Genomic DNA, 26,483 nt, shown 5'->3' with positions numbered 1-26,483 from the left:
CGATGCCGCGCCCGAATGTCCTAGGGCGCCGATAGTTTCGGAGGTGTGAGGGATCGATGGGCTCGGGAGCAGGTGCTCGGCCTCGCGCCGGACGCGTCGTCCGCGAAGGCCGCCGGCGGGGTCGCCAGACCCGCCAAGTGGGCCGGGACGGGGTGTGACGACGAGGCCGTCTGGGGCGAGTGCCAGGGCAGCGGCACGTCCGTGTACCGGACGTGCGCCGACCTGACCGAGCCCGCGTTCCGGTGCTCCTGCCCCAGCCGGAAGTTCCCCTGCAAGCACGCGCTCGGGCTGCTGCTCCTGTGGTCGGACGCGGCCGTGGAGGCGGGGCCCCGTCCCGCGTGGGCCGCCGAGTGGATCGAGGAGCGCCGGGCGCGGGCCGAGAAGGCGGCGAGCAAGAAGGCGGCGCCGGCGGCGAAGGCGCGCGACCCGAAGACCGCCGAGCGGCGGGAGCGGCGGGTCGACGACGGCCTCGCCGAACTCGACCAGTGGCTCCGCGACCAGGTCGCGCACGGGCTCGCGCAGGCGGAGAAGGCCCCCTACCGGCTGTGGGACGACGCGGCGCGGCGGCTCGTCGACGCGCAGGCGGGGTCGCTCGCCGGGCAGGTCAGGGCACTGGCCGCGATCCCGCGCCGGCCCGGGTGGCCGGGTCGGCTGCTGGAGGAGTACGCGCTGCTGCGGCTGCTCGTCCGGGCGCACCAGCGGCGGGACGACCTGCCCGGGGCGCTGCGCGACACCGTGCGCTCGCGGGTCGGGTTCACCGTGCCGCAGGAGGAGGTCCTGGCGGGCGGCGAGCGCGCCCGAGACCTGTGGTGGGTGATCGGGTCCCGCGACACCGCGCAGGACCTGCTGACCACGCGGCGGGTGTGGCTGCGCGGGCGGCGGACGGGGCGTCCCGCGCTGGTGCTGTCCTTCGCGGCTCCGGGCACGCCGCTGGACGCGTCCCTCCTCGTGGGTACGGAGGTCGACGCGGAGCTGGCGTTCTACCCGGGGTCGCAGCCGCTGCGGGCGCTGGTCGCCGAGCGGTACGGCGCCGCCGAGCCGGGCATGCCCGGCGGGACGTCCGTGCAGGGGTTCCTGGACGAGCACGCGGCGGCGCTCGCGCGAGACCCCTGGCTGGACCGCTGGCCCGCGACACTGGGGAACGTCCGCCTGGCCCGCGCCGAAGGAGGCGACCTGTACGTGTCCGACGAGGCCGGCGACGCGCTGCCGCTCCGGACGGGCGACCCGTGGCGGCTGCTCGCGCTGTCGGGCGGCGGCCCCGTCACGCTGTCCGGGGAGTGGAGCCCGCGCGGGCTGAGCCCGCTGGCCGCCTGGCACGAGAACGAGGGGACCGTGGTCCTGTGAGCGCGTGGAACGAGCACGTCACCGCGGCGCTGCTCGGCACCGAGCGGCGCGATCCGCCCGCCCTGCCCGGGGCCCCGGCCGAGGGCGGCGACCGGGCCGGGCGGCTGCTCGACCAGGCGGCGCTGCTGGCGGTCCGACGGCGGGCGGGGCTGGCGCCGTCCAGCGCGGCGACCGAGCCCATCGCGCTGGCCCCCGTCGAGGACGCCCCGGTGGTGCCGCGCGCGGCGGCGGCCCGGCTGCGGCGCATCCTGGCCGGCGAGCAGATCCGGGTGCTGCCCGAATGGCTGGACGCGGCGGCGGCGCGCGGCTTCCGGGTGCCCGCGCAAGCGCTGCCCGACCTGCTGGAGCGCGGCCGCAGCGACCGGATGCTGCGGCCGTCGATCGCGCGGGCGGCCGGGCGGCGCGGCGTGTGGCTGGCCCTGCAGAACACCGACTGGGCCTACCTGGTCGGCTCCGGGGACGATCCGGGCGGCGGCCCCGAGGTGTGGGAGACCGGCACCCGCAACCGCCGGGTGGCCCATCTCACCAGGCTGCGCGGCACCGAGCCGGAGCGCGCGCGGGAGCTGCTGCGGGAGACGTGGGCGAAGGAACCCGCGCCCGACCGCGCGGCCTTCCTCGCCACGTTCGAGCACGGGCTGTCGGCCGGCGACGAGGAGTTCCTCGAAGCCGCCCTGGAGGACCGGGGCAAGGACGTCCGGCAGCTCGCGTCCGACCTGCTCGCCCGCATGCCCGGGTCCGCCTACGGGGCGCGGATGGCGGCGCGGGCGCGGGGCTGCCTGAGACCGGAGGTCCGCACCGTGCGGGGGCGGCGGCAGACCTGGATCGCGGTCGAGCCGCCGCACGCCCACGGCGAGGACATGGCCCGCGACGGCATCCCCTTCCACCCCAGCGGGTCGTTCGCGCCGCGCGACGGGGGCGGGCCGGTGGGGACGCGGGCCGCGTGGCTGCGCGAGATCCTCGCCCGCACCCCGCTGTCCACCTGGACGGACCTGTTCGGGCTGCCGCCCATGGAGATCGTGTGCCTGCCCGTCGCCGAGTCCGACGGGCGGGACGTCCACATCGGGTGGGCCAAGGCCGCGCTCGGCCAGCGCGACGCCGCGTGGGCGCGGGCGCTGCTGAAGGGCGGCGTCATGGTGGACGAGCCGGAGGCGCTCGCCGACCTGCTGTCCGTCCTGCCCGGGGGCGAGCGGGACGCGGCGGCGGCCGACCTGATCCGCTGGGTGGAGGCGCGGCCCGACCTGCTGCGCGTCCTCGAACGGGTCCCCGGGCCGTGGACGGGGCCGCTGGCGTCGGCGGTGGTCGCGACGCTCACCGCGTCCGCCGGGCCCTCCTCCCGGCGCGACGAGCATCTCGTCACCCAGCTGTGCCGGCTCGCCGACCAGCGGCTCGACCCGGCCGCCGCGGCCCGCCTCGGCTCCCTGACGGGGCCGGACGGCGCCGCACCGCGCGCCGTCACCGACCTGATCGCCACCCTGCGCTTCCGCGACGAGATGCTGAAGGAGCTGACCCCTTGACCGAGAACCAGTTGCCGGGTGGTCCGGAGGGCTGTCCCTCCGGCGAGGACGCGGTGCTGCGCCCGCACGCCGAACAGGAGTACGCCGGCGAGCTGGCCCGGCTGGCCGAGCACGACGACCGGCCCCGGCCGCCCGGCTGGCGGCTGTCGCCCTGGGCCGTCACCACGTACCTGCTCGGCGGCGAGCTCCCCGACGGGACGGAGATCGGCCCGAAGTACGTGGGCCCGCGCCGGCTCATGGAGGTCGCCGTCGCGACCCTCGCGACCGACCGGGCACTGCTGCTGCTCGGCGTCCCCGGCACGGCGAAGACGTGGGTGTCGGAGCACCTCGCCGCCGCCGTCAGCGGCGACTCGACGCTGCTCGTGCAGGGCACGGCGGGCACGGCGGAGGAGGCCATCCGCTACGGCTGGAACTACGCGCGGCTGCTCGCCGAGGGGCCGTCCGAGAGGGCGCTGGTGGAGAGCCCGCTCATGCGGGCGATGAAGCGCGGCCAGGTCGCCCGCATCGAGGAGCTGACCAGGATGCCGTCCGACGTCCAGGACACCCTCATCACGGTGCTGTCGGAGAAGACGCTGCCCGTCCCGGAGCTGAACACCGAGGTGCAGGCCCGCCGGGGCTTCACGGTCATCGCGACGGCGAACGACCGCGACCGGGGCGTGAACGAGCTGTCCAGCGCGCTGCGCCGCCGGTTCAACACCGTCGTGCTGCCGCTGCCGGAGTCCGTCGAGGACGAGGTCGGCATCGTGGCGCGCCGCGTCGACCAGATCGGCGCCGCGCTGGAGCTGCCCGAGTCCCCGGCGGGGCTGGAGGAGATCCGCCGCGTCGTCACCGTGTTCCGCGAGCTGCGCTCCGGCGTCACCGCCGACGGGCGCACCAAGCTGAAGTCGCCGAGCGGGACGCTCAGCACCGCCGAGGCGATCTCGGTCGTCACCAGCGGGCTCGCGCTCGCCGCGCACTTCGGCGACGGGGTGCTGCGCGCCGCCGACGTCGCGGGCGGCATCGTCGGCGCCGTCGTCCAGGACCCGGTGTCCGACCGCGTCGTCTGGCAGGAGTACCTGGAGGCCGTCGTCCGCGACCGGTCCGAGTGGCGGGACTTCTACCGCGCCTGCCGGGAGGTGTCTTGAGCCACGTCGAGGTCTACGGGATCCGCCACCACGGGCCCGGCTCGGCGCGGGCGCTGCGCGGCGCCCTGGAGGAGTTCAAGCCGGACGCGGTGCTGATCGAGGGCCCGCCGGAGGCCGACCCGATCGTGGAGCTGGCCGGCGACGCCGGGATGGTGCCGCCGGTCGCGCTGCTCGCCTACTCCCCGGCCCCCGCCCCCGGCGACGGGGGCCGCAAGGCCGCGTTCTGGCCGTTCGCCGAGTTCAGCCCCGAATGGCAGGCGATCAGGTACGGGCTGGCCGCCGGCGTGCCGGTCCGGTTCTGCGACCTGCCGGCGGCGAACCAGCTCGTCCCCGTCCCGGACGACGAGGAGCCGGCCGCGGGCGGGATCCGGCTCGACCCGCTCGGCCGGCTGGCGAAGGCCGCCGGCTACGACGACGCCGAACGCTGGTGGGACGACGTGGTCGAGCACCGCGGCGGCGGCCCGTCCCCGTTCCCGGCGATCGCGGAGGCCATGACGGAGCTGCGCGCCCAGCTCGACGAGCCCGGCGGGGCGCGGCGCGAGGAGCGGCGGGAGGAGCAGCGCGAGGCCCACATGCGCCGGACGCTGCGCCGCACGCTCAAGGAGGGCCACGAGCGGGTCGCGGTCGTGTGCGGCGCCTGGCACGTCCCCGCCCTCCGGGCGAAGGTCCCGGCGGCCCACGACGACCGGACGCTGCGCGGGCTGCCGAAGGCGAAGGTCGCCATGACCTGGGTGCCGTGGACGCACGGGCGCCTCGCCGGGCACTCCGGCTACGGCGCGGGGGTCCGCTCCCCCGGCTGGTACCACCACCTGTTCGCGGCCGGCGACCGCCCGATCGAGCGGTGGCTGACCGCCGCCGCCCGGGTCCTGCGCGAGGAGGACCTGCACGTCTCCTCGGCGCACGTGATCGAGGCCGTCCGGCTCGCCGAGGCCCTCGCGGCGCTGCGCGGCCGCCCCCTCGCCGGGCTGGACGAGGTCACCGAGGCGACCCGGGCGGTCCTGTGCGAGGGCGCCGACCTGCCCGTCGAGCTGATCCAGCGGCGCATGGTCGTCGGCGAGCGGCTCGGCGCCGTCCCCGAGCGCACCCCCATGGTGCCGCTCCAGCGCGACCTGCAGGCCGAGCAGCGCCGGCTGCGCCTCAAGCCGTCCGCGCTCGACAAGGAGCAGGACCTCGACCTGCGCAAACCCACCGACCTGCAGCGCAGCCGCCTGCTGCACCGGCTCCGCCTCCTGGACGTGAACTGGGGCGAGCCGGCCGACACGGGCCGCTCCAAGGGCACCTTCCGCGAGACCTGGACGCTCGCCTGGCGGCCCGAGTTCGACGTCGAGCTGATCGAGGCCGGCGCGTGGGGCACCACCGTCCGCGGCGCGGCCACGGCCCGCGCCGAGGCCCTCGCCGCGCACGCCACCGCGCTCGCCGACCTGACGTCCGTGGCGGAGCGCTGCCTCCTCGCCGACCTCGGCGACGCCCTCCCGACCGTGATGACCGCCCTCGCCGACCGCGCCGCCGTCGACACCGACGTCGCGCGCCTGATGGCGGCGATGCCGGCCCTCGTCCGGGCCCTCCGCTACGGCGACGTCCGCGGCACGTCCACCGGCCCGCTCCGCACGGTCGTCGACGGCCTCGTCGTCCGCGTCTGCGTCGGCCTCCCGCCCGCGATCACCGGCCTGGACGACGACGCCGCCCGCGAGTTCCTCGCCCACGTCGACGCCGTCCACGGCGCCCTGTCCCTCCTCGCCGACGAGGGCCACCTCGAACGCTGGCGCCGCACCCTGGAGGGCCTCCTCGCCCGCCCGGACGCCCTGCACGGCCTCATCGAGGGCCGCCTCACCCGCCTCCTCCTCGACGCCGGCCGCCTCGGCGACGTCCCCGCCCGGATGGCCCGCGCCGTCTCGGCGGGCGCGCCTCCCGACCGCGCCGCCGCCTGGGTGGAGGGCTTCCTGTCCGGCGGCGCACTGCTCCTGCTGCACGACGAGCCCCTCCTCCGTCTCGTCGACGCCTGGATCGCGACCCTGCCCGCCGGCTCGTTCACCGACGTCCTCCCCCTCCTCCGCCGGACCTTCGGCGCCTACCCCGCCGCCGAACGCCGCGCCATGGGCGAACGGCTGCGCCGCCACGACAGGCACCCGGCGGGAGCCGCGCCCGAGGAGAACGTGGACGAGCGCCGCGCGGCCCCCGCCGCGGAGACCACCCTCCAGATCCTCGGCTGGCCCCGCCCATGACCCGCTCCCGAACCGAACCCCGACGACACCTAGGACACGGCGATGCAGGGCGATGAGAGCACCATGGACGACGGTGACCGGCTGCGGCGGTGGCGGCTCGTCCTCGGCGGTGACCGGGCGGACGGGACCGGCGTGTCACTGGCAGGGGACGACGCCCGGATGGACGGGGCGCTGGAGAAGCTCTACGGCGGCGGGGGCGACGAGGGGCGGCCGCGGCCGGGGCGGCGCAGCGCCGGCCTCGGCGACTCGGCGCCCTCGGTGGCGCGGTGGCTCGGCGACATCCGCGAGTACTTCCCGTCCAGCGTCGTGCAGGTCATGCAGAAGGACGCCATCGAGCGGCTCGACCTCACCCGGCTGCTGCTGGAGCCGGAGATGCTGGACGCCGTCGAACCCGACGTGCACCTGGTGGGGACGCTGCTGTCGCTGAACCGGGTCATGCCCGACAAGGCCCGGGAGTCGGCGCGCGCGGTGGTGCGCAAGGTCGTCCGCGACCTGGAGCGGCGGCTCGCGCAGAAGACGCGGTCGGCGGTCGGCGGGGCGCTCGACCGGTCGGCGCGGGTGCTGCGGCCGAGGCGGCTCGCCGACGTCGACTGGGAGCGGACGATCCGCGCGAACCTGCGGCACTACCTGCCCGAGCACGGCACGCTCGTCCCGGAGCGGCTGATCGGGTACGGGCGGCGGCAGCAGGCCGTGAAGCGGGACGTGGTCCTCGCCATCGACCAGAGCGGTTCGATGGCGGCGTCGGTGGTGTTCGCGAGCGTGTTCGGGGCGGTGCTCGCGTCGATGCGGTCGCTGCGGACGTCGCTGGTCGTGTTCGACACCAGCGTCGTCGACCTCACCGACCAGCTGCACGACCCGGTGGAGGTGCTGTTCGGCACGCAGCTCGGCGGCGGCACCGACATCAACCGCGCCATCGCCTACTGCCAGGGCCTCGTGACGCGGCCCAACGACACGATCATGGTGCTGATCAGCGACCTGTACGAGGGCGGCGTCCGGGACGAGATGCTGCGCCGGGTCGGGACGCTCACGGCGGCGGGCGTCCAGGTGGTGGTGCTGCTCGCCCTGTCGGACGAGGGTGCGCCCGCCTACGACCACGAGAACGCGGCGGCGCTCGCCGCGACGGGCGTCCCCGCGTTCGCGTGCACGCCGGACGCGTTCCCCGAGCTGATGGCCGCCGCGATCGAGCGCCGCGATCTGAAGGAGTGGTCCGAGCGGCACGCGTCAGCGGGTTGACCGCGTCAGGCCCCGCGCCAGGAGGACCACGACGGCGGCGGTGAGGGCGGCGTGCCCGGCGAGCGCCGACGCCTGGATCTCGACCAGCGCGCCCCACGCGCCCCACATCGCGACGCGGACGACGCGCGCTGCCATCACCGTCCACGCGGCGGCGCGGGAGCCGCGCCACGCGAGGATCACCGCGACCAGCGTGACGACGGCGACGACGGCGAACGAGGACGCCACCGCGGGCAGGAGCCCGCCCCGATGCCCCTCGGTGAGGGACGGCCGGGCGATGAGGATCGCGAGCGCCGCGACGTCCAGCGCGGCGAGCAGCCCGGCGAGGAGCAGCCCGGTGACCAGGGCGGGCCCGCGCCGCAACCGCCCCGCCCCCGCCGGTGCTCCCCGCTCCCCGGCGTGCGGACGCGGAACCGCGCCCATGTGCGGCTCCCCCGCACCCGCGCTCGAACCGGGTTCGACCGACGTCCCCGAACCGGCTGCCGTACGGGAGGAAGCGGGCGAACCTTGCTCCCACCCCGCGCCCGTGCCGTGGCCGAACGCCCCACCTTGACCAAACCCTGCCCCAGAGCCCGGCGCCCCGCCCGTGTAGGGCGCCGTACGGGGATGGGACACCGCGCCGTGGTGGGACGGCGCGGCTTGATCACGCCCCGTCCCGGGACCGGGCGCTCCCGTGTAGGACGCCGTGGCGGCGTCGGAGACGGGGGCCGCGCCTGAGTAGGGCACTGTGCTGGGATCAGAGGCCGCGCCGTAAGGGGACGGCACGCCCTGGCCACGTCCCGGCCCGGGGCCGGGCGCACCGCCCGCTGCGCCGTGGTGGAACGGGGCGGCTTGATCACGCCCCGTCTCGGGCGGGGGTGCTCCGATCGTGTAGGGCGCCGTGCCGGAGCCGGACCGGGGGTCGGTCTGCCCCGTCCGGTGACCCAGGAGCCAGAGGAGGACGTTCTCCGAGGTGGGGCGGTCGGCGGGGTCCTTGGCCAGGCAGGCGGCGGCGACCTCGGCCAGCGGGGCGGGAAGGGGGCTCAGGTCCGGGGTCTCGTGCATGATCTTGTACATGACGGCGGGAAGCGGGCCGCCGGCGAACGGGTCGCGGCCGGTGGCGGCGAACAGGAGGGTGCTCGCCCAGGCGAACAGGTCGGCGGCGGGGCCGGCGCGGCCGGCGAACTGCTCGGGCGCCATGTAGGCGGGCGTGCCGACGACCTGGCTGGTCAGCGTCATGCCGGCGTCGAAGGCGCGGGCGATGCCGAAGTCGATCACGCGCGGGCCGTCCGGGCCCATCAGGACGTTCTGCGGCTTGAAGTCGCGGTGCGCGACGTTCGCGCGGTGGATGGCGGACAGGGCCGTCACCGAGCTGATCGCGAGGCGGTCCAGGTCGGCGCCGGCGCGCGGGCCCTCGTCCTGGACGAGGGCGCGGAGGGAGGGCCCCGGGACGTACTCGCTGACGATGTAGGGGCGGTCGCCCGCCATGTCGGCGGCGAGCATCTGCGCGGTGCAGAACCCGGCGACGCGCTGGAGGAGCGCCAGTTCGCGGACGAAGCGCTCCCGGGCATTGGCGTCGCCGAGCAGCTGGGCGTGCAGGAGCTTGACGGCGACGCGGGACGGCCCGGAGCCCGGGTCGACGGGGCGGCCGAGATAGACCATGCCTTGGCCGCCGGTGCCGAGCCGGCCGAGCAGCTCCCAGCCGCCGAGCCGGGTCGGGTCGGCGGCGTCGAGCGGAACCGGGCCCGCCATTTCGTCCCCCCGCGAAAAACTCGAGCATTCCGCCGCGCACAAATCCGCTTCGCCCGGCATCAAAGAGTATAGGTTCGGCCGGCCCGGAGCGGGAGTAGACGCATGCTTGAGATCCATTCGCCAATTGCCGGGCACCGCGCCCTCGCGGGGGCGGTCGCGGTGCTGGCGCTGACGGCGGGCGCGCTGGCCGGCTGCGGGGACGCCGGCGCGACCATCACCAGGCTGACCGTGGGGTCGCCGGGGCCCGACCCGTACACGCTGATGGCGAACACCGACAAGATGGACGTCAAGGAGCGGCCCAGCGCGGGCGGGACGAAGGACGGCGACTCCCCCGGCCTGTACGGGGGGACGCGCCGGGCGTCGACCTGCGACCAGCAGAAGATCATCGCGTTCCTGCAGGCCAACCCGGAGAAGGCGCGGGCCTGGGCGGGTGTCCAGGGCATCCCCGTGAGCGACATCCCGCGCTATGTGTCGCGGCTGACGCCGGTGCTGCTGCGCACCGACACGCTGGTGACCAACCACGGCTACCAGGACGGGCGGGCGACGAGCGCGCCGGCCGTCCTCCAGGCCGGAATGGGCGTTCTGGTCAATGGCTACGGCGTGCCCGTGGTGAAGTGCAATTGCGGCAATCCGCTGACCCGGCCGGAGAAAAAGATCTCCACCGGGAACGCGTCCTACACTGGCCGGTCCTGGCCGGGATTCGAGAAGCGGAATGTGACGAGGATCCGGCCGCGGGATTCCCGGAAGGGGACGATCGTCACCTTCGTCCTCGTCGACCCGGGGGCGACGATGGGCTTCGAGCGGCCCCGCGCGACCGAGGGCGAGTCGGACGGGCCGCCGACCGCGCTGCCGAGCACGGAGACCGAGGTGCCCACGAGCGACTCGCCGGCGCCGTCCGACTCCGGCCTGGAGTCGCCCGCGACGGAGTCTCCCGGAACGGAGTCGCCCGGCCTGGAATCGCCGGGGACGGAGTCCCCCGGGCCGGAGACGCCCGATCCCGGAACGTCTCCGGAGTCCCCGGGAGTGACGTCGGGTGACCCGGGTACGGGCACGGGCGGGATGGAGGAGCCCGGGGACGGGCCGGCGAGCCCGATCTCGCTGCCGCCGTCCGAGGAGCCGGCCCCGCAGGTCTCCTGACCCGGCAGTGCGCTACATTTGCTCATATGAGCAGCCAGTCAGATGTCGTCTCCCCCGACACGCCCGCCGGCGTGCCCGCCGAGGCGTGCGCGGTCCGGGTGGTCGATCCTGAGAAGGTCGCCATCGTCTCCGCCGCGCTGCCGGACGGGGAGACGATCGCCGAGCTGGCGCAGGTGTTCGGGCTGCTGTCCGACCCCGGGCGGCTACGGGTGATCATCGCGCTGCTCGAAGGGGGAGAGATGTGCGTGTGCGACATCGCCGCGTCCTGCGGTCATTCGGAGTCGGCCGTCTCGCACGCGCTGCGGCTGCTGCGCGCCAACCGCGTCGTCCGGGTCCGCCGGGCGGGCCGGATGGCCTACTACCGGCTGGACGACTCGCACGTCCGGATGCTGCTCGACCTCGCCCTCACCCACGTCGGCCACGGGGAGGAGGCCCCATGAGCGCGGGCGCCCCGGACGAGCACGGCCACGGCCACGGGCACGGTCATGGGCACGGGCACGGTCATGGGCACGGCATCACGGCGGGGGCCGACCGGAGGCTGCTCACCGGCGCGCTGGCGCTGATCCTCGCCTTCATGGCGGGCGAGGTGGTCATCGGGCTGGTCTCCGGGTCGCTGGCGCTGATCTCCGACGCCGCGCACATGATGACCGACGCGTTCGCGATCGCGCTGGCGCTGGTGGCGATGCGCATCGCCGCGCGCCCGCCGAAGGGCGGGTACACGTTCGGCCTGCGCCGCGCCGAGATCCTGTCCGCGCAGCTGAACGGGCTGACGCTGATCCTGCTCGCGGCGTACTTCGTCTACGAGGGCGTCCGGAGGCTGATCGAGCCGCCGCCCGTCGAGGGCCACTTCGTGTTCTGGACGGCCCTCGCCGGCATCGCCGTCAACGTCGCCGCGACGTACCTGATCAGCCGGGCCGACCGGCGCAGCCTGAACGTCGAGGGCGCGTTCCAGCACATCCTCAACGACCTGTTCGCGTTCGTCGCGACGGCGATCGCGGGCCTCGTCGTCTGGACGACCGGCCTGTCCCGCGCCGACGCGGTCGCGTCGCTGGTGGTGGCGGCGCTGATGGTCAAGGCGGGCTACGGGCTGCTGCGGGACGCGGGCCGGGTGCTCATGGAGGCCGCCCCGGCGGGCATCGACCCGTCCGAGCTCGGCGGCCGGCTGGCCCGGCGCCCCTGCGTCGAGGAGGTCCACGACCTGCACGTGTGGGAGGTCAGCTCCGGGTATCCGGCGCTGTCGGCGCACGTGCTCGTCGACACGCAGGGCGACTGCCACGCCGTCCGCCGCGATCTGCAGGAGCTGCTGCGCGACGCGTACGGGATCACCCACACGACCCTGGAGGTCGACCACGTGGCCGAACCGTCCGGCGGCGCGCACGTCCACTGCGAGGACGCGCACGGCCCCCGCCATGTGGCGGAGGCCGGCGAGCCGCACGACCACGCGGGGAACGCCCCTTGCGATCACTGACCGCGTTCGCGGACCGGTGTGGCCGGGCCGTCCAGGGGAGCACGCGAGGACAGCGGCGAACGGTGCTCTGCGCGGCGCGTCACACCCCGCACGGCTGGTCGTTGAGGTCGAACCCGGCAGGCGTCCCGGACGAGGAGCCGGTCGCCTGGAACCCGATCGTGAGCGACGCTCCGGGCGCGATCGCGGCGTTCCAGTCCATGCTCTTCGCGGTGACGTCGTCGCCGGACTGGGACCAGGCCGCGCTCCAGCCCTGGCTGACCTTCTGGTCGCCGGGGAAGGCGAAGCCGAGCGTCCAGCCGTTCAGCGCGTCCGAGCCGCTGTTGGTGATGGTCACCTGCGCCGTGAAGCCGCCCTGCCAGCTGTTCTGCACCGTGTAGGCGACCTCGCAGGAGACCTCCGGATCGCCCGGATCGCCCGGATCGCCGCTCGGGTCGCCGGCGCCCAGCAGGTACGGGTCCAGGTAGGACTGCTTGGCGGTGTTGACGGTCGTCCAGTCGCCGTTGAGGATGCCGCCGGTATCGCCCGAGTTCGGGTTCCACGACCAGAACGTGAAGGAGATCCCGCTCGCGCCCGTGCCGAGGTAGGCCAACAGCGTGCGCAGCCAGGTCTGGTCGCGCGGGTCGGCCAGGGTCGTCCCGAACTCGCCGAGCAGGACGGGCGCCACGTTGTTCTTGTAGAGGTAGCCCCAGTTCTTGTCCCAGATCGCCGCCATGTTGGATGGGAAGGCGGGGTCGTCGAACCACGGCTGCGGGTAGACGGACGTGGCGTAGTCGTGCGCGGAGTAGACGAGCCGGTTCGGGACGTCCAGCCGCACCGGGTACTGCGCGGCGCCCTGCAGGTTGCCGCCCCACCAGTAGTTGTCGCCGTCGTGGTCGTTGACGCCCTCGACGATGATCAGCCAGTTCGCGTTGACGGCGAGGATCGCGTTGCCGGCCCGTTCGGCGGCGAGCCGCCAGTCCGTCGCCCGGTCGCCGCAGCCCCAGCACGCCGGGGAGTGCGGCTCGTTGTGGAGGTCGGCGCCGATGACGGTGGTGTTGCCCGCGTAGTGCCGGGCGAGCATCTCCCAGTCGGAGATCCAGCGCGACTCGGGGTAGGCGCCGGTGTACCAGAGCGCGGACTGGCCGCCCGCGTCGGGGCGGTGCCGGTCGAGGACGACCTTGAGCCCGATCCGCCCGGCGTAGTCGATGACCCGGTCGAGGATCTGCAGCCCGTTCAGGCCCTGCAGATCGGGGTTCTTGGAGTAGTCGATGCTGTTCGGCGCGCTGCCGGAGTCGAACAGCTGGTTGGTGTAGGGCAGCCGGAGCGTGTTGTACTCCAGGCTCTTCATCTGGTCGAGCATGTCCTTGTAGCCCCGCGTCCAGAGCCCGTGCGGGGAGTAGTTGGACGTCTCGGCGCCGAACCAGTTGATGCCCGTCATCCGCACCGGCTGCCCGTTCGCGTCGAGCAGCTGCCGGCCGCTGGTGTGCCAGTAGCCGGTGCCGGCGGCCGCGCGTGCCGTGCCCGGCGCGCCCGGGACGGACACGAGCGCGAGCAGCGCGGCGACGAGGATCAGCAGGATGCGCTTGGTCGTTCCGTAGGAGCCGGTCATGGGTCGTCCTCCTCTTCCGGTCCGTCAGCGGGCCGCGCAGGTGATGGCCGGTGTGCCGGGGGCGGACCCGGTGCCCTGGAAGCCGAAGCTCGTCGAGCCGTGCGCGGCGACGGCGCCGTTGTAGCTCGCGTTCACGGCGTGGACGGACGATCCGCTCTGCGTGACGGTGGCGTTCCAGCCGCCGGTGACGCGCTGGTCACCGCCGAACGTCCAGTCGGCGGACCAGCCGGACAGCGGCGCGTCGCCGTCGTTCGTCACGGTCACGGTGGCGGTGAACCCGCCGTTCCAGGCGTTGTCGGTGCGCAGGACGGCCGAGCATCCGTCCGAGGACGGCGGCGGGGTCGTCGTGCCGCCGACGGTGACGCCGAACGCGTCGGTCGCGAGGCCCGCCCCGCCCTGCCAGAGCTCGAACCCGGCCTCGACGCCGATGAGGTACCAGGCGTTCTGGATGTAGCCGCGCGCCACCGCGTCCCGGGTGAAGGCCGCCAGGTCGAGGCCGCTCACCGACGTCGTGCCGGACGTGCGGACGAAGGCGATGTAGTTCCAGTTCATCCGGCTGTACCAGACGTCCCAGGTGGCGCCGGAGATCTGCACGCCGGTCGCGACGCGCGACCCGGCCGGCTGCACGCCGCCGCGCTGGTTGAGCCAGATCATGACCTCGGCCCCGTCGGGGTCGGTCGTGGTGCTCGGATGGGAGTCGTACCAGAGGTCGTACGACACGTTGTAGGAGCCCGAGGACGGCTGGGTGGTGCTCCAGTCGCTCGTCACGGACGGCATGTCGCCGACCCGCACCGGGAGGCCGCTGTTCGCGGTGCACTGCCCCCAGTGGCAGCCCTTGAAGAACGACGGGTACGCCGCCGGGGCGCCGTTGGTGGCGTTGGAGTGCCCGGCGGAGTCGACCGTGAACGACGTCCCGTCCACGGTGATGCACTGCGGGGTGTCCGCACCCCAGATGTTGTTCTGCGCGATGTACTCGCCGCCGCTGACGGGGGTCGTGTCCGTGGCGCCGCACAGCCGCGTCGCGGCGGAGGCGGGGGGCGCGGAGTGCAGGGGGATCGCCAGCAGGGCCGCGGCCAGCACGGCACAACTCTTCAGACGCGCTCTCATTGCGGGACCTCATTCGGTGGTGGGAGCGCTCCCAAGGTCGCGGCCGCCGCGGGGGCTGTCAAGAACGCGGATCGGGTCCCGGATTGACCAGCCGTCCGGCGTGAAAATCCGTGAAACGGGCGCCCCCGCCCCTTACGGCAGTCCGAACAGCTCGGCGGGGCCGTGCCAGCAGACGGCGCGGAGCCAGTCGTCGCCCAGGTCGAGGGCGGCGAGCGACTCCAGCTGGTGCGCGTACTCGTAGGGGATGTTGGGGAAGTCGGTGCCGAGCAGGACGCGCCCCTCCAGGCCCAGGTCGCGGAGCCGGGGCAGGAGCGCCTCCGGGAACGCGGCCAGCGCCGCGAACCGGGTGAAGATCATCGTCGTGTCGAGGTGGACGCGCTCGTGGGCGTCGGCGAGGGCGAAGAACCCGTCGAACTCCGGTGCGCCGAGGTGCGCGACGATCGTCGTCAGGCCCGGATGGCGGGCGAGCACCTCCCCGTACGGGCCGGGGCCGGTGTAGCCGTTCGCGACCGGGCCCGAGCCCGCGTGGACCAGCGCGGGCACGCCGGCCTCGGCGAGCATCCCCCACACGGCGTCGAGTTCCTTGGCGCGCGGGTCGAAGCCGCCGACCTGCAGATGGACCTTGAAGACGCGGGCGCCGGCGTCCAGCGCGCGGGCGACGTAGTCCTCGACGCCGGGCTCGGGGAAGAACGTGGCGGTCGGGACGCACTCGGGGACGCGGGCGGCGAACTGCGCCGACCAGTCGTTCAGCGACTCCGCCATGCCGGGGCGGTGCGGGTAGCTCAGCGACGTGAACGCGCGGACGCCGAGGCCGCGCAGGAACGCCAGCCGCTCCTCCTCCGAGTCCCGGTACCGGATGGGCCACTCGGTGCCGATCAGCGGGCCGGCCTCGTCGAAGTATCCCCAGACCGCGCTCATCAGGCGCGGCGGCATGAAGTGGACGTGCACGTCGATGATGCCGGGCAGCCCCAGCGCCTGCCAGAACGCGGGAACGGCTGAATCAGAACGGGGTTCGGCCACCCTCCGACCCTAGCCGGAGATCAACCGATCTCCGCCAGCAGGGCGGGCAGCGCCGCGCGCAGCTCGCGCCGCCAGTAGGGCCAGGTGTGGGTGCCCGGGTAGAAGTGCGTCGTGACCGGGATGCCGAGCTTTCCGAGCTTGCCGGCGAACTCCCGGGAGACCGTGCAGGCGAGCGACTCCAGCACGTCCGGCCCGTTGCGGCGCCCGTCGAGGGGCCGGTCATAGGGCCCCGGGCCGCCGTCGCCGGAGCTGACGTGCAGGCGCACCCCGGCGAGCCGCCCGGCCAGGTCGTAGGGGTTGTGCTGCCGCCACACGACGCGCTGCTCCTCGGGATCGCCCCACACGTCCGTCCAGTCGAGGGACGGCGCGCCGATCGCGACGCCCAGCTCGACGAGGTCGGCGACGTCCAGCCCGGACGGGTCGCGGTACAGGGTGTGCAGCGGCCCGCTGAACGAGGCCGCCGCCCGAAAAAGGCCGCGGTGCCTGGCCGCATACGCCAGCGCGCCGAGCCCGCCCATCCCGTTCCCGGCGATGGCGCGCTCCGGACCGGCGCGGTATCCGCTTTCCAGAATCCGCCGCAGCTCGGCCAGATGGAAGGTCTCCCACTTCGGCGCTCCGCCGCCGCCGCGGTTCCACCAGTCGGTGTAATTGCCGCACGGGCCGCCGTCCGGCATGACGACGAGAACGTCGGCGTCCTCGGTCAGCTCCTCGATGTCGGTGTGGTCGCTCCACGCGGTGTGGCCGGCCCGTCCGGCGCCGGGCCCGCGCGCGAACCCGTGCAGGAGCCAGAGCACCGGCCAGGTGCGGGAGGCGCCCGGTGACCAGCCGCGCGGCAGCAGGAGGCGGACGCGGGCGACGCCGTCCAGGACGGGCGACCGGACGGCGAGGTCGAGCACCCGGCGGCGGGGCCGGCGCTCGCCGACCACGGTCGCGCCGCCGCCCGCGGGGCCCGCCGGCGGCGCCGCGCCGCCCGGCGCGATGGACGCCATGAGCCCGGCGACCGCGACGAAGAATCCCGCTCCCGCCACGCCGCTCAGCCGCATGATTTTCGCCCCGGGTCAATGAGAAGTGCGCTACTTGTAAGGATCCCCAGCCGGTGCGAGGTTTCAACGCCGGGTAAGCGGTTTATAAAATGTCGGGCCGGGAGTTCCGGTCCACGTGCCTTATAGGGTGACGCGGACGAGGGAGGGCACCGGTCGAGATGCGGAGCGTCGAGATGCGGAGCAAGGCGGAACTGGAGTCGGCCATCGCGGGCGGCGGACGCGCGGTACTGGTGATCAACTCCCGGTCCCGGCGGGGCCGCCGGCTCTACGGCACGGCCCGCCGGCTGCTGCGCGAGTCCGGGCTGGAGTTCCCGCACGTCTTCCCGGTCACCGACCCGACCCGGCTGCGCGAGCTGTTCACCGACGTCCTCGCGCTGGAGCCCGACCTCGTGGTCGTCGGCGGCGGGGACGGCACGGTCGCCGAGGCGGTCGGGCACCTGGCGCACCGCGACATCGCGCTCGGCGTGCTGCCGCTCGGCACCACCAACAACTTCGCGCGCAGCCTGGAGCTGCCGCTGGACCTGCCCGGCGCCGTCCGCACGCTGGCCGTCGGCCGGCCCGGCGCGGGGAAGGTCGCGGACGTCGACGTCGGCTGGTTCGAGTCGACCGGCGACCCGCAGGGCGAGGGGCCCGGCGCCGACCGCGAGCACATCTTCGCGAACATGGTGAGCCTCGGGCTGTCGGTGCAGGTCGCCGGGAACGTCCCGGACACGCTGAAGCGGTTCGTGGGGCGTCCCGCCTACGCGCTGACGGCGGCGCGGCTGCTGCCCCGGCACGACCCGTTCACCGCCCGGATCACGATCGACGGCGAGACGCACGAGCTGACGACGCACCAGCTGAACGTCGCCAACGGCGCGCACCACAGCGGGCAGCGGATCGCCCGCGACGCCAGCCCGGACGACCGGCTGCTCGCCGTCTACCGGCTCGGCGACGAGCGGCGGCTGCGGCTGGCGTCGGCGACGGCGCGGCACGTCCTCACCGGCCAGTGGCGGTCCCTGGAGGAGGACGCCTTCCTCACCACCGCGGAGGTCGAGATCGAGACGGACCCGCCGATGCAGGTGGACGTGGACGGTGAGGTCCGCGGCAGCACCCCTGTCTCGATCAAGTTGCGCGGCAACGCGCTGCGGGTGATCGTCCCGCGCACGTTCGTCGACACGTGACGGGCCGCGCGGCCCGTCGCGCGGCCCGTCGCGCGGCGTGTCACGCGGGGGCCTCGCCCGCCATCACGTAGGCGCCGGCCTCCAGCCGCCCGATCAGCCCGCGCGTCCACGCCGTGGCCGCCTCGGCGGAGTGGACCCACCAGCCGAGCAGCTCGCGCAGGTGGTCGGACGGGTCCTGCTCCTCCAGGTGGGGGGCGACCGAGGCGCGCCAGTCGGCGAGGCCGTCCAGCCGCTCGCGCAGCAGCGCGACCGCCTCGGCGCGCGGCAGCTCGGTGAGGAACCCGAGCCCGGCCGTCAGCATCTCCGGATGCCGGACGTCGACGGTGCCGAGGGCGCAGCGCAGCAGCCGCAGGAACTCCTCCCGGCCGGCGTCGGTGATCTCGTAGTCGGTGTGCGGCGGCCCGGCCTCGCTCTCCTCCACGTCGTGGGCGCGCAGCAGGCCCTCCTTGGCGAGCTGCTTCAGCGCGTGGTAGATCGAACCCGGGTTCACGTGGGCCCACTCGTCGGAGCCCCACGACATCAGCTCGCGGCGGACCTCGTAGCCGTGCGCCCGCCCGAACCGCCGCACCCCGCCGAGCACCAGCAGCCGCGTCGTCGACATCGTCTCCCCCTGATCGCGAAAAACCTGTCCAGGGTAGACGGTCCGGGCGGCGGCGGTGGCTAGCTCCGCAACGCGGCGAGGTCGCCCGCGGTGAGGGCGAGGCCGGCGGCGGCCGTGTTCTCCTCCAGGTGGTCCGGGGAGCCGGTGCCGGGGATCGCCAGCATCACCGGCGACAGGGCGAGCAGGCCCGCGAGGAGCACCTGCGGGACCGTGGCGCCGTGCCGCGCGGCGACCGCGCTCACGCGCGCGTCGTCGGGGATGCCGAAGCCGCCGAGCGGGAAGTAGGGCGCGTAGGCGATGTGCTCGCGCTCGCAGGTCTCCAGGAGTGCGGCGTCCTGCGGCCGGGTGATGTCGAACCGGTTCTGGACGGCGGCGACGGGCGCGATCTCCCGCGCCTCGGCGAGCTGCGCCGGGGTGACGTGGCTGAGCCCGAGATGCCGGATGAGGCCCTCCTCGCGGAGGCCGGCCAGGACCTGGAACCGCTCGCCGATCGGCTCGTCCGCGGGGGCCTCCAGCCCGCCGTGCCGCAGGTAGACGAGGTCGAGGCGGTCGCGTCCCAGCTCGCGCAGGTTCCGCTCCACCTCGGCGCGCAGCCCGGAGGTGGGCACCTGCCCGGACGGGAAGGGGTCGCCCGGGCCCCGGTACGGCCCGACCTTCGTGGCGATGACCAGGCCGGGCGGGTAGGGGCTCAGCGCCGTCCGGATCAGCTCGTTCGCCGCCTCCCCCTCCTGGTGGTAGTAGAACGCGGCGGTGTCGATGTGGTCCACGCCCAGCTCGACGGCCCTGCGCAGGATCTTCAGGGCGGTGCCGCGGTCGTTCGGCGGGGCGCCGGGCCCGCTCACGGGCAGCCGCATCGCGCCGAAGCCCATCCGGCGGACGCGGAGGTCGCCGCCGATGTCGAAGGTGTCGTGTGTCGTCATGCGTCCACAGTGCTGCGCCGCTCGGCGCGGGACGAACCGCTGGCAGCTTGCTGCCACTTTCGCGTGGCAGACTCGATACCGATGAGCGTCGATCTGGACCGGAACGTCGTGCTGCGCGGTGAGGCGGAGCTGATCGAGCGCGCCGGGCGGCTGTTCTTCGCGTGCGAGGAGTTCGCCTGCGCCGCGACCGACATGAACACGTGGGCGCTGCCCGGGGCCCGGGAGCGGATCGTCGCCGAGCGGCACCGCCTGCGGCCGCCGCCGGCCGTCCGCAAGCTGTACACCCCGGCGGCGCTCGCGGACGAGGAGTCCGAGCGGCATCTCGTGGAGCTGGACCGGGCCGGCGTGCGGGTGCGGATCTGCCCGAGCCCGCTCCCGCACGAGACGATCATCGTGGACCGGCGGGTCGCGATCCTCGCGGGCCCGGCCGAGGCCGGCGTCCGCGAGTACACGGTCGTCCGGTCGCCGGGCGTGGTGAAGGGCGTCGTCTCGCTGTTCCGCGCGACCTGGGACGCGGCGGTCGAGCTGGCCGACTACCGCCGCGACCGGCCGCCCGCGCTGACCGAGGAGAGCCGGGACATCCTGCGGCTGCTCGGCGGCGGGCTGAAGGACGAGGCGGCGGCTCGGCGGCTCGGCATGTCGCTGCGCACCTACCGGCGCCGCGTCGCGGAGATCCTCACGCTGCTGGACGCCGAGTCCCGGTTCCAGGCGGGCATCCGCGCCCACGGGTTCGGGCTGCTCGGTTAGCCGCCGACGAGGGCGACGAGCTTGATGAAGACCAGGCCGGGGTCGGCGGTGAGGTCCACCTCCTCGTCGAGGTCCTCCACCTGCCGGTCGCCGGCGAGCACGAAGAACCCGTTGGCGAGGAACGCCTTCTCCGCGATCTCGGCCTGCCGCTCCCAGTCGAGGCGGCGCGGCTCGCGCAACCGGTAGCCGTTCAGCTCCGCCTCGGCGCCGTCCGGGCGGACCAGTCCGTGGAAGCGGTCGGACGGCCGTGCGTTGTGCCGGGCGACCTCCTCGCGGACCCGGAGCCTGATCAGCTCCCGGACGGTCATCCGCTCCGGCAGCCCCTCGATCCGGGCCTCGGCGACGGGCGTGCCGGCCGCGGTCTCGTCCCGGAAGGTCACGGCGGGCATCAGGCACCTCGCTTGATCTGGGTGAGGATCGACTCGTCGGTGATCGTGTCGTCGGCGGCCAGCAGGAACGCCTTGCTGAGGATCAGGGCGAGCCGCTCGTCCTCGAAGGGCAGGAACACCTTGGCGCCGGGGGCGCGGCGCTCGGGGACGACGCACAGGAACGCGTCGTCCGGCTCCATGGCGATGTTGGCCGACCCCAGGTGGATCTTGTACGTGCGCAGCTCGCCCCGGACGACGAGGTGGCGGTCGCCGACCGAGCAGCGGCCGGCGATCTTCGTGCGGGGCAGGATGCGCCGCAGGGCGTCCCCGCGCGTCCGGGCGGTCTCGGCCGGGTCGGCGTCCCACTCGCGCATCCAGTAGGTGCGGGCCTCGCCGTCCGCCCAGAGGGGGTCGGCGGCGATCGAGGTGACGCCGACGAACAGGTCGACGTCGCGCATCGCCTCGCTGAACACCAGCGGCGGGACGGCGGCGAGCGGCGCCTCCCGCCAGCCGCCGCCGGCGCGGCGGTCGAACCGGACCCGGTCGGTGCCGGCGATCTCCCGCTCGTCCGCCCAGTCGGCCAGGACGTGCGAGAACCGGACCCGCCACTCCCCCGCCGCGAGGGTCCGGGCCGCCTCGTCCTCGCCGCCGCCGTCCCACGGGCCGAGCATGCCGCTCGTCCATCCGCGGGCCCGCAACAGCGCGAACATCCGCCGGTAGTGGACGAGGTGCGCGGCGAAGCGGTTGGAGTAGGTCTGCGTCTCCTCCTCGGCCGGGGTGAGGAGGTAGATCTCGCGGAACGCCTGCTTGAACGGCTGCCTGATCCGCCGCTCGACGAGCAGGTCCCGCCAGGCCCGCACCTCGTCCGGCGTCGACCTGATCGGATGCCACAGCCTGACGGGCGCGTCGTCCGGCGCGTCCGGGAGGCCGCCGGTCTCGGGCAGGACGGCCTGCCACCGCCCGGGCGCGGTCTCGATCTCCCAGATGAGGCCGCGGACGGTCGGCCCCGCGATCGAGTGGTGCAGGAGCGCGTCCCGCCAGTGGCCGAAGGGGTGGGTCGCGTCGGCGGTGAAGCCGCCCTCCAGGGCGCGCGCGAGCGTGGCGATCTGCGCGCCCACCCGCTTGACGAGCTCGCGCAGTTCCTTGAGCTCCGCCTTGTGGTCGCGGCGGACGGGCGCGGGGACGCCCTTCAGGGGCCGGCCGTCCTTCGCGAAGGCCAGCTCCGCCTTGCCGGCGACGACGACCTCGGCCGTGTAGCCGCCGAGGTCCCTGCGCAGGACGCCGGGGTCGGGAAGGCGGAGGGCGACCTCGGTGCGCTCGGCGAGGGCCGCCTCGACCTTCTTGAGCATCTTGTCGAGCTGCTTGGGCACCCCCGCGTGCCGGACGGTCCGGCGGACGGCCCGGATCGCGGTGACCAGCTCGGGCGTCGGGAAGGCCTGCGCGGCCCGGACGATCTCGTACAGCAGCGCCTGCGACGGCAGCGACTTCGCCTGCGTCGGCGCGACCGAGACGGCGGGCAGCAGGGCGTCGAAGAGGGCGGGGAGCCAGGGCTCGTCCCGTGCCAGCGCGACGCGCGCCGCGCGGCCGACGGCGGCGACCTCGTCGGGCGTGAACGCCTTGTCCGCGCGGAACGGGAGCTCGCCGGCCTGGATCGCGCGGGCCCTGGCGGCGGCGCTCTCCAGCGTCCGGCGGGCGAACCCGGCGTAGCCCGGTATGGCGGCGACGCGCTCCCAGGTGTCCGCGAGCGGCGGCGGGGACGTGAAGGAGTGGGTGTGGTCGGTGTCGCTCAGCAGCACACCGTGCTCTGGAGCGAGCGCCGCCAGGAAGTCGAGTTCCTCCAGCGCGATCGGGCCGGCCGTCTCGGCGCGCAGGCGCCGGGTGGCGGCGCGCCGGACGCGGTCGCCCCCGATCCCGGCGATCGCGAGCAGCGCGAGCGGCTGGTCGGTGCGACCGGCGGCCAGCAGGGACTTCACCAGGACGCGGGCGGGGCGGGCGACGTCGGGCCACGGGCCCGTGCAGCGCAGCAGCGCGCCGGCGCCGAGGGTCAGGTCGGCCCACCTCCGCGAGGCGAGCCCGTCGACGAGGGCGCCGAACATCCGCTCGCACGCCTCGGGCGTGTAGCGCGGCTGCCGCTCGCGGCCCTCGCCCTCCACCGCGAACCGGACGGACGTCGACACGAAGGCGGGGGCCTCGCGGCCGACCCCGTACGCGGCGGGCAGCAGGGTGCCGAGGTCCTCGGCGGACAGGCGGGCGAGATCGGCGCCCGACGGGTGGAACCCCTCGTCCTCGGGCGCCGGGGCGGTCATGGCGCGCAGCAGCCGGCCGGTCAGGTCCATCAGGCGCCCCTCCTGATCTGCCGGAGCACGGTCTCGTCGCCGATCCGGTGGTCGGCGGCGAGCAGGAAGGCCGTGCCGAGGATCAGCGTGAGCCGCTCGTCGTCGAAGGGGAGGAACAGCCGCCGCCCCGGCCGGCGGGGCGGCTCGACACGCAGCCGCTCGTTGCCGGGCTCCATCAGCACGCCCGCCGAGCCCAGGTGGATCTTGTAGGTGCGCAGCTCGCCGCGGACGACGAGGAACCGCCCGTCGACCGAGCAGCGGCCGGCGATCTTCGTGCCGGGCAGGACGCGGCGCAGCACGTCCGCGCGGATCGCGGCGGCGGCGGACAGCTCCCCGAAGGGCTCCTCCCCGGTGATCGAGGTGACGCGCAGGAACAGGTCGACCTCGCGGGCGCCCTCGCTGAACACGAGCGGCGGGACGTCCGCCGGAGGGACCTCCCGCCAGCGTCCGGCGACCTTCCGCTCGAACCGGGTGCCGCCGTGGTGGCTGACGCGCCAGGCGCCCTCGGCGAAGACGCGCCGCAGCTCGCCGTCGAAGCCGCCGCGGCCGGGGCCCGGCTCGGCGCAGGCCGGGGCGGGCCGGTAGGTCTCCCGGAACGCCTGCTTGAACGGCTGCGTCATCCGGTTGCCGATCACGAAGCCGCGCCACGCCCGCACCGCGCCCGGGAACACCCGCGCGGGATGCCACAGCCGCACCCGGGCGTCGCCGGAGGGGACGGGCAGCGCCCGGCCGTCCACCGTCACCAGCACGTCCTCGGCGGGGGTGGCCGCGTGCCAGCGGCCGTCCGGCCCCTCGAACTCCCAGATCAGGCCGCGCGCGACCATACCGGTGACCGGGTGGTCGCGGTAGTGGCGGCACCATTCGGCGAACGGCCAGGTGCGCTCCACCGCCATCAGGGCCTCGACCCGGGTCCGCTCGGCGGCGAGCGTCGCGCGGACCTGCTTCACCAGGGACTTCAGTTCCTTGATCTCGGCGGCGAACGGGACCTTGAGCGCGCCCGGGACGGTCCGCAGCGGGCTGCCGTCCGCGCCGGTGAAGGTGAGCCGGACCGTCAGCGGGTCCTCGATGACGAGCACCGCCTGGTAGGCGCCGACGTCGCGGGCGAGGGAGCCGTCGCGGCCGAGGCCGTGCGCGGGCACGCCGCGCTCGACGAGCTGCGCGGGGGTGACGCCGCGGCGGGCCGCTGCGCGGGACGGCCGCGGCGGGGTGAGCGCGTCCAGACGCGCTCGGAGATCGGCGGAGTGGTCGGACATGTGGTGATCTTTCCAGAAGGCACCGACGGTTCCCGGCGTTTCCGGTGATCAGCGCCTGATCCGCGCCGGGATCCCGGGGCCGGTGATCTCGTGGTCGGCGGCGAGCAGGAACGTCACCGGGCGACGAGGGTGGCGCAGGGCATGCCCGGACGCCGGCGGAGGGCGCGGACGGAAAACGCGCCATCGCGGCATCTGTTCAGTGACCTCGTGGTCACCTAGGCTCGGTCCATACCGCGGTAGAACGAGATTCGGGACGGCCATGACGCACAGCGTGGTGATCATCGGAAGCGGTTTCGGCGGCATCGGGATGGCGATCCGGCTCCGGCAGGCCGGCGTCAACGACGTGGTGATCCTGGAGAAGGCCGGGGGCCTCGGCGGCACCTGGCGGGACAACACCTATCCGGGCGCGGCGTGCGACGTCCCGTCCGCCCTGTACTCGTTCTCGTTCGAGCGCAAGACGGACTGGACGCGCCGGTTCCCGCCGCAGGCCGAGATCCTCGACTACCTGTGGCACTGCGCCCGCAAGTACGGGGTGCTGGACAAGGTCCGGTTCGGCACCGAGGTCACCGAGGCGCGGTTCGACGAGGACGCCGCGCTGTGGCGGATCTCCACGTCGAAGGGCGACCTGGAGGCGCGGGCGCTGGTGTCGGCGTGCGGGCAGCTGAACCGGCCCGTGCTGCCGGAGATCGAGGGGCGCGACTCGTTCGCCGGGACGAGCTTCCACTCCGCCCGCTGGGACCACGGCGCCGACCTGCGCGGCAAGCGGGTCGCGGTGGTCGGGACGGGCGCGAGCGCGATCCAGTTCGTCCCGGAGATCGCGAAGGAGGCGGCGGAGCTGCGGGTGTTCCAGCGGTCCGCGCCGTACGTGATCGACAAGCCGGACCGGGTGTACCGGCCGTGGCAGCAGGCCGTCATGCGGAGGACGCCGGGGCTGTGGGAGCTGAACCGCGCCTACACCTACGCGGCCTACGAGGCGCGGGCGCTGGGGTTCATCAAGCACCCGAAGCTGATGGCGCTGCTGGAGAAGCGCTTCAAGGACGCCCTCAAGGACGGCGTCGAGGACCCCGCGCTGCGGGAGGCCCTCGTCCCCGGCTACCCGATGGGCTGCAAGCGGATCATGATCTCCAACGACTACTATCCGGCGCTCGCGCGCCCGAACGTCGACCTCGTCACCGACCCGATCGAGCGGATCACGCCGTCGGGGGTCGCGACCGCGCGCCGCGCCTACGACGTGGACGTCATCGTGTACGGGACCGGGTTCCGCACCACGGAGTTCCTCTCCCCCCTGAAGGTCGTCGGACGGGACGGCCGGGAGCTGAACGAGGCGTGGCGGGACGGCGCGCAGGCGCATCTCGGCATCACGGTCAGCGGCTTCCCCAACCTGTTCCTGCTGTACGGCCCGTACACCAACCTGGGGCACAACTCGATCATCTACATGCTGGAGTCGCAGTTCCGGTACGTCCTCGGCTGCGTGGAGGCGCTGCGCGGGGCCGGCCTCGCCTGGATCGACGTCAGGCCGGACGTGCAGGACGCGTTCACCCGCGAGATGCGCGAGCGGATGCGCACGACCGTGTGGGAGGCGGGCTGCCAGAGCTGGTACATGACCGCAGACGGAACGGTCGTCAACAACTGGCCCGGGTTCACCTTCGCCTACCGCAACGCGACGCGCCGCCCCGACCCGCGGCACTTCACCGTCCGGCGGGCCGTCTAGCCTCCGTGCGCCCCGGGCGCCGGGCGGCCTAGGCTCGGTGCCATGCCGACCGCCTTCATCACCGGCGCGACCGCGGGCCTCGGCGCCGCGTTCGCCCGCCGCCTCGCCTCCGACGGATTCGACCTGGTCCTGCTGGCCCGCGACGCCGAACGCCTCGACCGGACCGCGGCCGGGCTGCGGGACGGGTACGGCGTGCGCGCCGAGGCCCTGCCCGCCGACCTGTCCACGGAGGAGGGGCTGGCGGCGGCCGAGGAGCGCGCCCGCAAGGACGTCGGCCTGCTGGTCAACAACGCCGGGTTCGGCCACCATGGCGTGTTCCTGGACGTCCCGGTGGCGGACGAGGTGGCCATGCTGAAGGTGCACTGCGAGGCCGTCCTGCGGCTCACCTCCGCCGCGCTGCCGGGGATGCTGGAGCGCGGCCGGGGCGCGGTGGTCAACGTGTCGTCGATGGCGGCGTTCGCGACGCGCGGCACCTACGGGGCGTCCAAGGCGTGGGTGGTGAGCTTCAGCCAGGGCATCGCGGCCGACCTGAGGCAGCGCTCGCGCGGCGGCGTCCGGGTGATGGCGCTGTGCCCGGGGTTCGTGCGCACCGAGTTCCACGAGCGCGCCCAGATGGACATGTCCGGCCTGCCGGGCTTCATGTGGCTGGACAAGGACGACGTCGTGGACGCCGCGCTGCGCGACCTGCGCCGCGGCGTCCAGGTCAGCGTCCCGGGCGCGCAGTACAAGGCGCTCTACGCCGCGACGCGGTTCGCCCCGCGCGGGCTGGTCGCGCGGCTGTCGTCCACCACCGGACGGCGGTACGACTGAGGCTTCAGTAAGCAGTCACTTGCAACGAGGGGTTCGGGAGGGCAGTCTG

The 26,483-nt window shown here is 74.6% G+C and carries 22 protein-coding genes; 12 read left to right on the top strand and 10 right to left on the bottom strand.

Annotated features, from left to right (window positions below):
- Positions 1-45 precede the first annotated feature (45 nt).
- The 5 genes from SM611_RS08615 (at position 46) to SM611_RS08595 (ending at position 7,437) form a co-directional block, all read left to right on the top strand.
- On the top strand, positions 46-1,344 hold the full coding sequence (locus SM611_RS08615; protein ID WP_371948586.1) for an SWIM zinc finger family protein: 1,299 nt from the start codon (positions 46-48) through the stop codon (positions 1,342-1,344).
- A complete protein-coding gene (locus SM611_RS08610; protein ID WP_371948585.1) occupies positions 1,341-2,858 on the top strand; it encodes a DUF5691 domain-containing protein in 1,518 nt (505 codons plus the stop codon). Before SM611_RS08615 ends, SM611_RS08610 begins: the two co-directional genes overlap by 4 nt.
- Positions 2,855-3,982 carry an ATP-binding protein gene (locus tag SM611_RS08605; protein ID WP_371948584.1) on the top strand — a complete coding sequence of 376 codons (1,128 nt, stop codon included), beginning with the start codon at positions 2,855-2,857 and terminating at the stop codon, positions 3,980-3,982. Before SM611_RS08610 ends, SM611_RS08605 begins: the two co-directional genes overlap by 4 nt.
- Complete coding sequence (locus SM611_RS08600; RefSeq protein ID WP_371948583.1) at positions 3,979-6,204, top strand: DUF5682 family protein; 2,226 nt, start codon at positions 3,979-3,981, stop codon at positions 6,202-6,204. Before SM611_RS08605 ends, SM611_RS08600 begins: the two co-directional genes overlap by 4 nt.
- A 63-nt stretch (positions 6,205-6,267) precedes the next feature.
- A complete protein-coding gene (locus SM611_RS08595) occupies positions 6,268-7,437 on the top strand; it encodes a VWA domain-containing protein (protein ID WP_371948581.1) in 1,170 nt (389 codons plus the stop codon).
- On the opposite strand, the gene SM611_RS08590 is transcribed toward SM611_RS08595, so the two are convergent.
- Complete coding sequence (locus SM611_RS08590) at positions 7,426-9,165, bottom strand: serine/threonine-protein kinase (protein ID WP_371948580.1); 1,740 nt, start codon at positions 9,163-9,165, stop codon at positions 7,426-7,428. The genes SM611_RS08595 and SM611_RS08590 overlap by 12 nt on opposite strands.
- Positions 9,166-9,267: 102 nt before the next feature.
- Between SM611_RS08590 and SM611_RS08585 the strand changes: the two genes are divergently transcribed.
- From SM611_RS08585 to SM611_RS08575, 3 genes are read left to right on the top strand one after another with little or no spacing between them, the layout of a single operon-like run.
- Positions 9,268-10,302 (top strand): DUF6777 domain-containing protein, encoded by a 1,035-nt coding sequence (locus tag SM611_RS08585; protein WP_371948578.1) that lies wholly within the window; start codon positions 9,268-9,270, stop codon positions 10,300-10,302.
- Between the two features lie 26 nt (positions 10,303-10,328).
- Positions 10,329-10,742: an ArsR/SmtB family transcription factor gene (locus SM611_RS08580; RefSeq protein ID WP_371948576.1), complete on the top strand. Its 414-nt coding sequence runs from the start codon at positions 10,329-10,331 to the stop codon at positions 10,740-10,742.
- Positions 10,739-11,770 (top strand): cation diffusion facilitator family transporter, encoded by a 1,032-nt coding sequence (locus SM611_RS08575; RefSeq protein ID WP_371948575.1) that lies wholly within the window; start codon positions 10,739-10,741, stop codon positions 11,768-11,770. Before SM611_RS08580 ends, SM611_RS08575 begins: the two co-directional genes overlap by 4 nt.
- A gap of 79 nt (positions 11,771-11,849) precedes the next feature.
- Here the strand turns inward: SM611_RS08575 and SM611_RS08570 are convergent, their stop codons facing one another.
- The 4 genes from SM611_RS08570 to SM611_RS08555 all read right to left on the bottom strand — a co-directional run bounded on the left by SM611_RS08570 (position 11,850) and on the right by SM611_RS08555 (position 16,528).
- On the bottom strand, positions 11,850-13,358 hold the full coding sequence (locus SM611_RS08570) for a cellulase family glycosylhydrolase (protein ID WP_371948574.1): 1,509 nt from the start codon (positions 13,356-13,358) through the stop codon (positions 11,850-11,852).
- A 24-nt stretch (positions 13,359-13,382) separates the two neighbouring features.
- Complete coding sequence (locus SM611_RS08565) at positions 13,383-14,465, bottom strand: GH12 family glycosyl hydrolase domain-containing protein (protein ID WP_371948572.1); 1,083 nt, start codon at positions 14,463-14,465, stop codon at positions 13,383-13,385.
- Between the two features lie 132 nt (positions 14,466-14,597).
- On the bottom strand, positions 14,598-15,485 hold the full coding sequence (locus SM611_RS08560) for an amidohydrolase family protein (RefSeq protein ID WP_371948571.1): 888 nt from the start codon (positions 15,483-15,485) through the stop codon (positions 14,598-14,600).
- Positions 15,486-15,505: 20 nt separating this feature from the next.
- Positions 15,506-16,528 carry an alpha/beta hydrolase gene (locus SM611_RS08555; protein WP_371948570.1) on the bottom strand — a complete coding sequence of 341 codons (1,023 nt, stop codon included), beginning with the start codon at positions 16,526-16,528 and terminating at the stop codon, positions 15,506-15,508.
- 173 nt (positions 16,529-16,701) lie between these two features.
- Between SM611_RS08555 and SM611_RS08550 the strand changes: the two genes are divergently transcribed.
- Complete coding sequence (locus SM611_RS08550) at positions 16,702-17,688, top strand: diacylglycerol/lipid kinase family protein (RefSeq protein ID WP_371948569.1); 987 nt, start codon at positions 16,702-16,704, stop codon at positions 17,686-17,688.
- Positions 17,689-17,728: 40 nt separating this feature from the next.
- On the opposite strand, the gene SM611_RS08545 is transcribed toward SM611_RS08550, so the two are convergent.
- Positions 17,729-18,289, bottom strand: a complete 561-nt coding sequence (locus SM611_RS08545) for a PadR family transcriptional regulator (RefSeq protein ID WP_371948568.1) — start codon at positions 18,287-18,289, stop codon at positions 17,729-17,731.
- Between the two features lie 59 nt (positions 18,290-18,348).
- Positions 18,349-19,209, bottom strand: coding sequence for an aldo/keto reductase (locus tag SM611_RS08540; protein WP_371948567.1), 861 nt, complete (start codon positions 19,207-19,209; stop codon positions 18,349-18,351).
- Positions 19,210-19,290: 81 nt separating this feature from the next.
- On the opposite strand from SM611_RS08540, the gene SM611_RS08535 reads away from it, so the two are divergent.
- A complete protein-coding gene (locus SM611_RS08535) occupies positions 19,291-19,956 on the top strand; it encodes a helix-turn-helix transcriptional regulator (RefSeq protein WP_371948565.1) in 666 nt (221 codons plus the stop codon).
- Here SM611_RS08535 and SM611_RS08530 read toward each other — a convergent pair.
- The 3 genes from SM611_RS08530 to SM611_RS08520 are packed head-to-tail and all read right to left on the bottom strand — an operon-like array spanning position 19,953 to position 23,913.
- Positions 19,953-20,345, bottom strand: a complete 393-nt coding sequence (locus SM611_RS08530; RefSeq protein ID WP_371948564.1) for a hypothetical protein — start codon at positions 20,343-20,345, stop codon at positions 19,953-19,955. The genes SM611_RS08535 and SM611_RS08530 overlap by 4 nt on opposite strands.
- Positions 20,345-22,660: a DUF4132 domain-containing protein gene (locus tag SM611_RS08525; RefSeq protein ID WP_371948563.1), complete on the bottom strand. Its 2,316-nt coding sequence runs from the start codon at positions 22,658-22,660 to the stop codon at positions 20,345-20,347. Before SM611_RS08525 ends, SM611_RS08530 begins: the two co-directional genes overlap by 1 nt.
- On the bottom strand, positions 22,660-23,913 hold the full coding sequence (locus tag SM611_RS08520; RefSeq protein WP_371948561.1) for a DUF4132 domain-containing protein: 1,254 nt from the start codon (positions 23,911-23,913) through the stop codon (positions 22,660-22,662). The genes SM611_RS08525 and SM611_RS08520 overlap by 1 nt, the downstream gene beginning before the upstream one ends.
- Before the next feature lie 259 nt (positions 23,914-24,172).
- On the opposite strand from SM611_RS08520, the gene SM611_RS08515 reads away from it, so the two are divergent.
- Together SM611_RS08515 and SM611_RS08510 are read left to right on the top strand one after the other, a co-directional pair.
- Positions 24,173-25,624: a flavin-containing monooxygenase gene (locus SM611_RS08515; RefSeq protein WP_371948560.1), complete on the top strand. Its 1,452-nt coding sequence runs from the start codon at positions 24,173-24,175 to the stop codon at positions 25,622-25,624.
- Between the two features lie 42 nt (positions 25,625-25,666).
- Positions 25,667-26,434, top strand: coding sequence for an SDR family NAD(P)-dependent oxidoreductase (locus SM611_RS08510; RefSeq protein WP_371948559.1), 768 nt, complete (start codon positions 25,667-25,669; stop codon positions 26,432-26,434).
- The last annotated feature ends 49 nt before the right edge of the window (positions 26,435-26,483 follow it).

The sequence above is a fragment of the Actinomadura monticuli genome, assembly GCF_041463655.1.
Taxonomy (GTDB): Bacteria; Actinomycetota; Actinomycetes; order Streptosporangiales; family Streptosporangiaceae; genus Spirillospora; species Spirillospora monticuli.
Note: the sequence above shows the minus strand (reverse complement) of the source record. Positions and strands in the feature narration are given on the sequence as shown.

Coding starts and splice junctions, on each gene's coding strand:
- SM611_RS08595 (WP_371948581.1), top strand. CDS start 6,268: ATGGACGACGGTGACCGGCTGCGGCGGTGGCGGCTCGTCCTCGGCGGT.
- SM611_RS08590 (WP_371948580.1), bottom strand. CDS start 9,165: ATGGCGGGCCCGGTTCCGCTCGACGCCGCCGACCCGACCCGGCTCGGC.
- SM611_RS08585 (WP_371948578.1), top strand. CDS start 9,268: ATGCTTGAGATCCATTCGCCAATTGCCGGGCACCGCGCCCTCGCGGGG.
- SM611_RS08580 (WP_371948576.1), top strand. CDS start 10,329: ATGAGCAGCCAGTCAGATGTCGTCTCCCCCGACACGCCCGCCGGCGTG.
- SM611_RS08575 (WP_371948575.1), top strand. CDS start 10,739: ATGAGCGCGGGCGCCCCGGACGAGCACGGCCACGGCCACGGGCACGGT.
- SM611_RS08570 (WP_371948574.1), bottom strand. CDS start 13,358: ATGACCGGCTCCTACGGAACGACCAAGCGCATCCTGCTGATCCTCGTC.
- SM611_RS08565 (WP_371948572.1), bottom strand. CDS start 14,465: ATGAGAGCGCGTCTGAAGAGTTGTGCCGTGCTGGCCGCGGCCCTGCTG.
- SM611_RS08555 (WP_371948570.1), bottom strand. CDS start 16,528: ATGCGGCTGAGCGGCGTGGCGGGAGCGGGATTCTTCGTCGCGGTCGCC.
- SM611_RS08550 (WP_371948569.1), top strand. CDS start 16,702: ATGCGGAGCAAGGCGGAACTGGAGTCGGCCATCGCGGGCGGCGGACGC.
- SM611_RS08545 (WP_371948568.1), bottom strand. CDS start 18,289: ATGTCGACGACGCGGCTGCTGGTGCTCGGCGGGGTGCGGCGGTTCGGG.
- SM611_RS08540 (WP_371948567.1), bottom strand. CDS start 19,209: ATGACGACACACGACACCTTCGACATCGGCGGCGACCTCCGCGTCCGC.
- SM611_RS08535 (WP_371948565.1), top strand. CDS start 19,291: ATGAGCGTCGATCTGGACCGGAACGTCGTGCTGCGCGGTGAGGCGGAG.
- SM611_RS08530 (WP_371948564.1), bottom strand. CDS start 20,345: ATGCCCGCCGTGACCTTCCGGGACGAGACCGCGGCCGGCACGCCCGTC.
- SM611_RS08525 (WP_371948563.1), bottom strand. CDS start 22,660: ATGGACCTGACCGGCCGGCTGCTGCGCGCCATGACCGCCCCGGCGCCC.
- SM611_RS08520 (WP_371948561.1), bottom strand. CDS start 23,913: ATGTCCGACCACTCCGCCGATCTCCGAGCGCGTCTGGACGCGCTCACC.
- SM611_RS08515 (WP_371948560.1), top strand. CDS start 24,173: ATGACGCACAGCGTGGTGATCATCGGAAGCGGTTTCGGCGGCATCGGG.
- SM611_RS08510 (WP_371948559.1), top strand. CDS start 25,667: ATGCCGACCGCCTTCATCACCGGCGCGACCGCGGGCCTCGGCGCCGCG.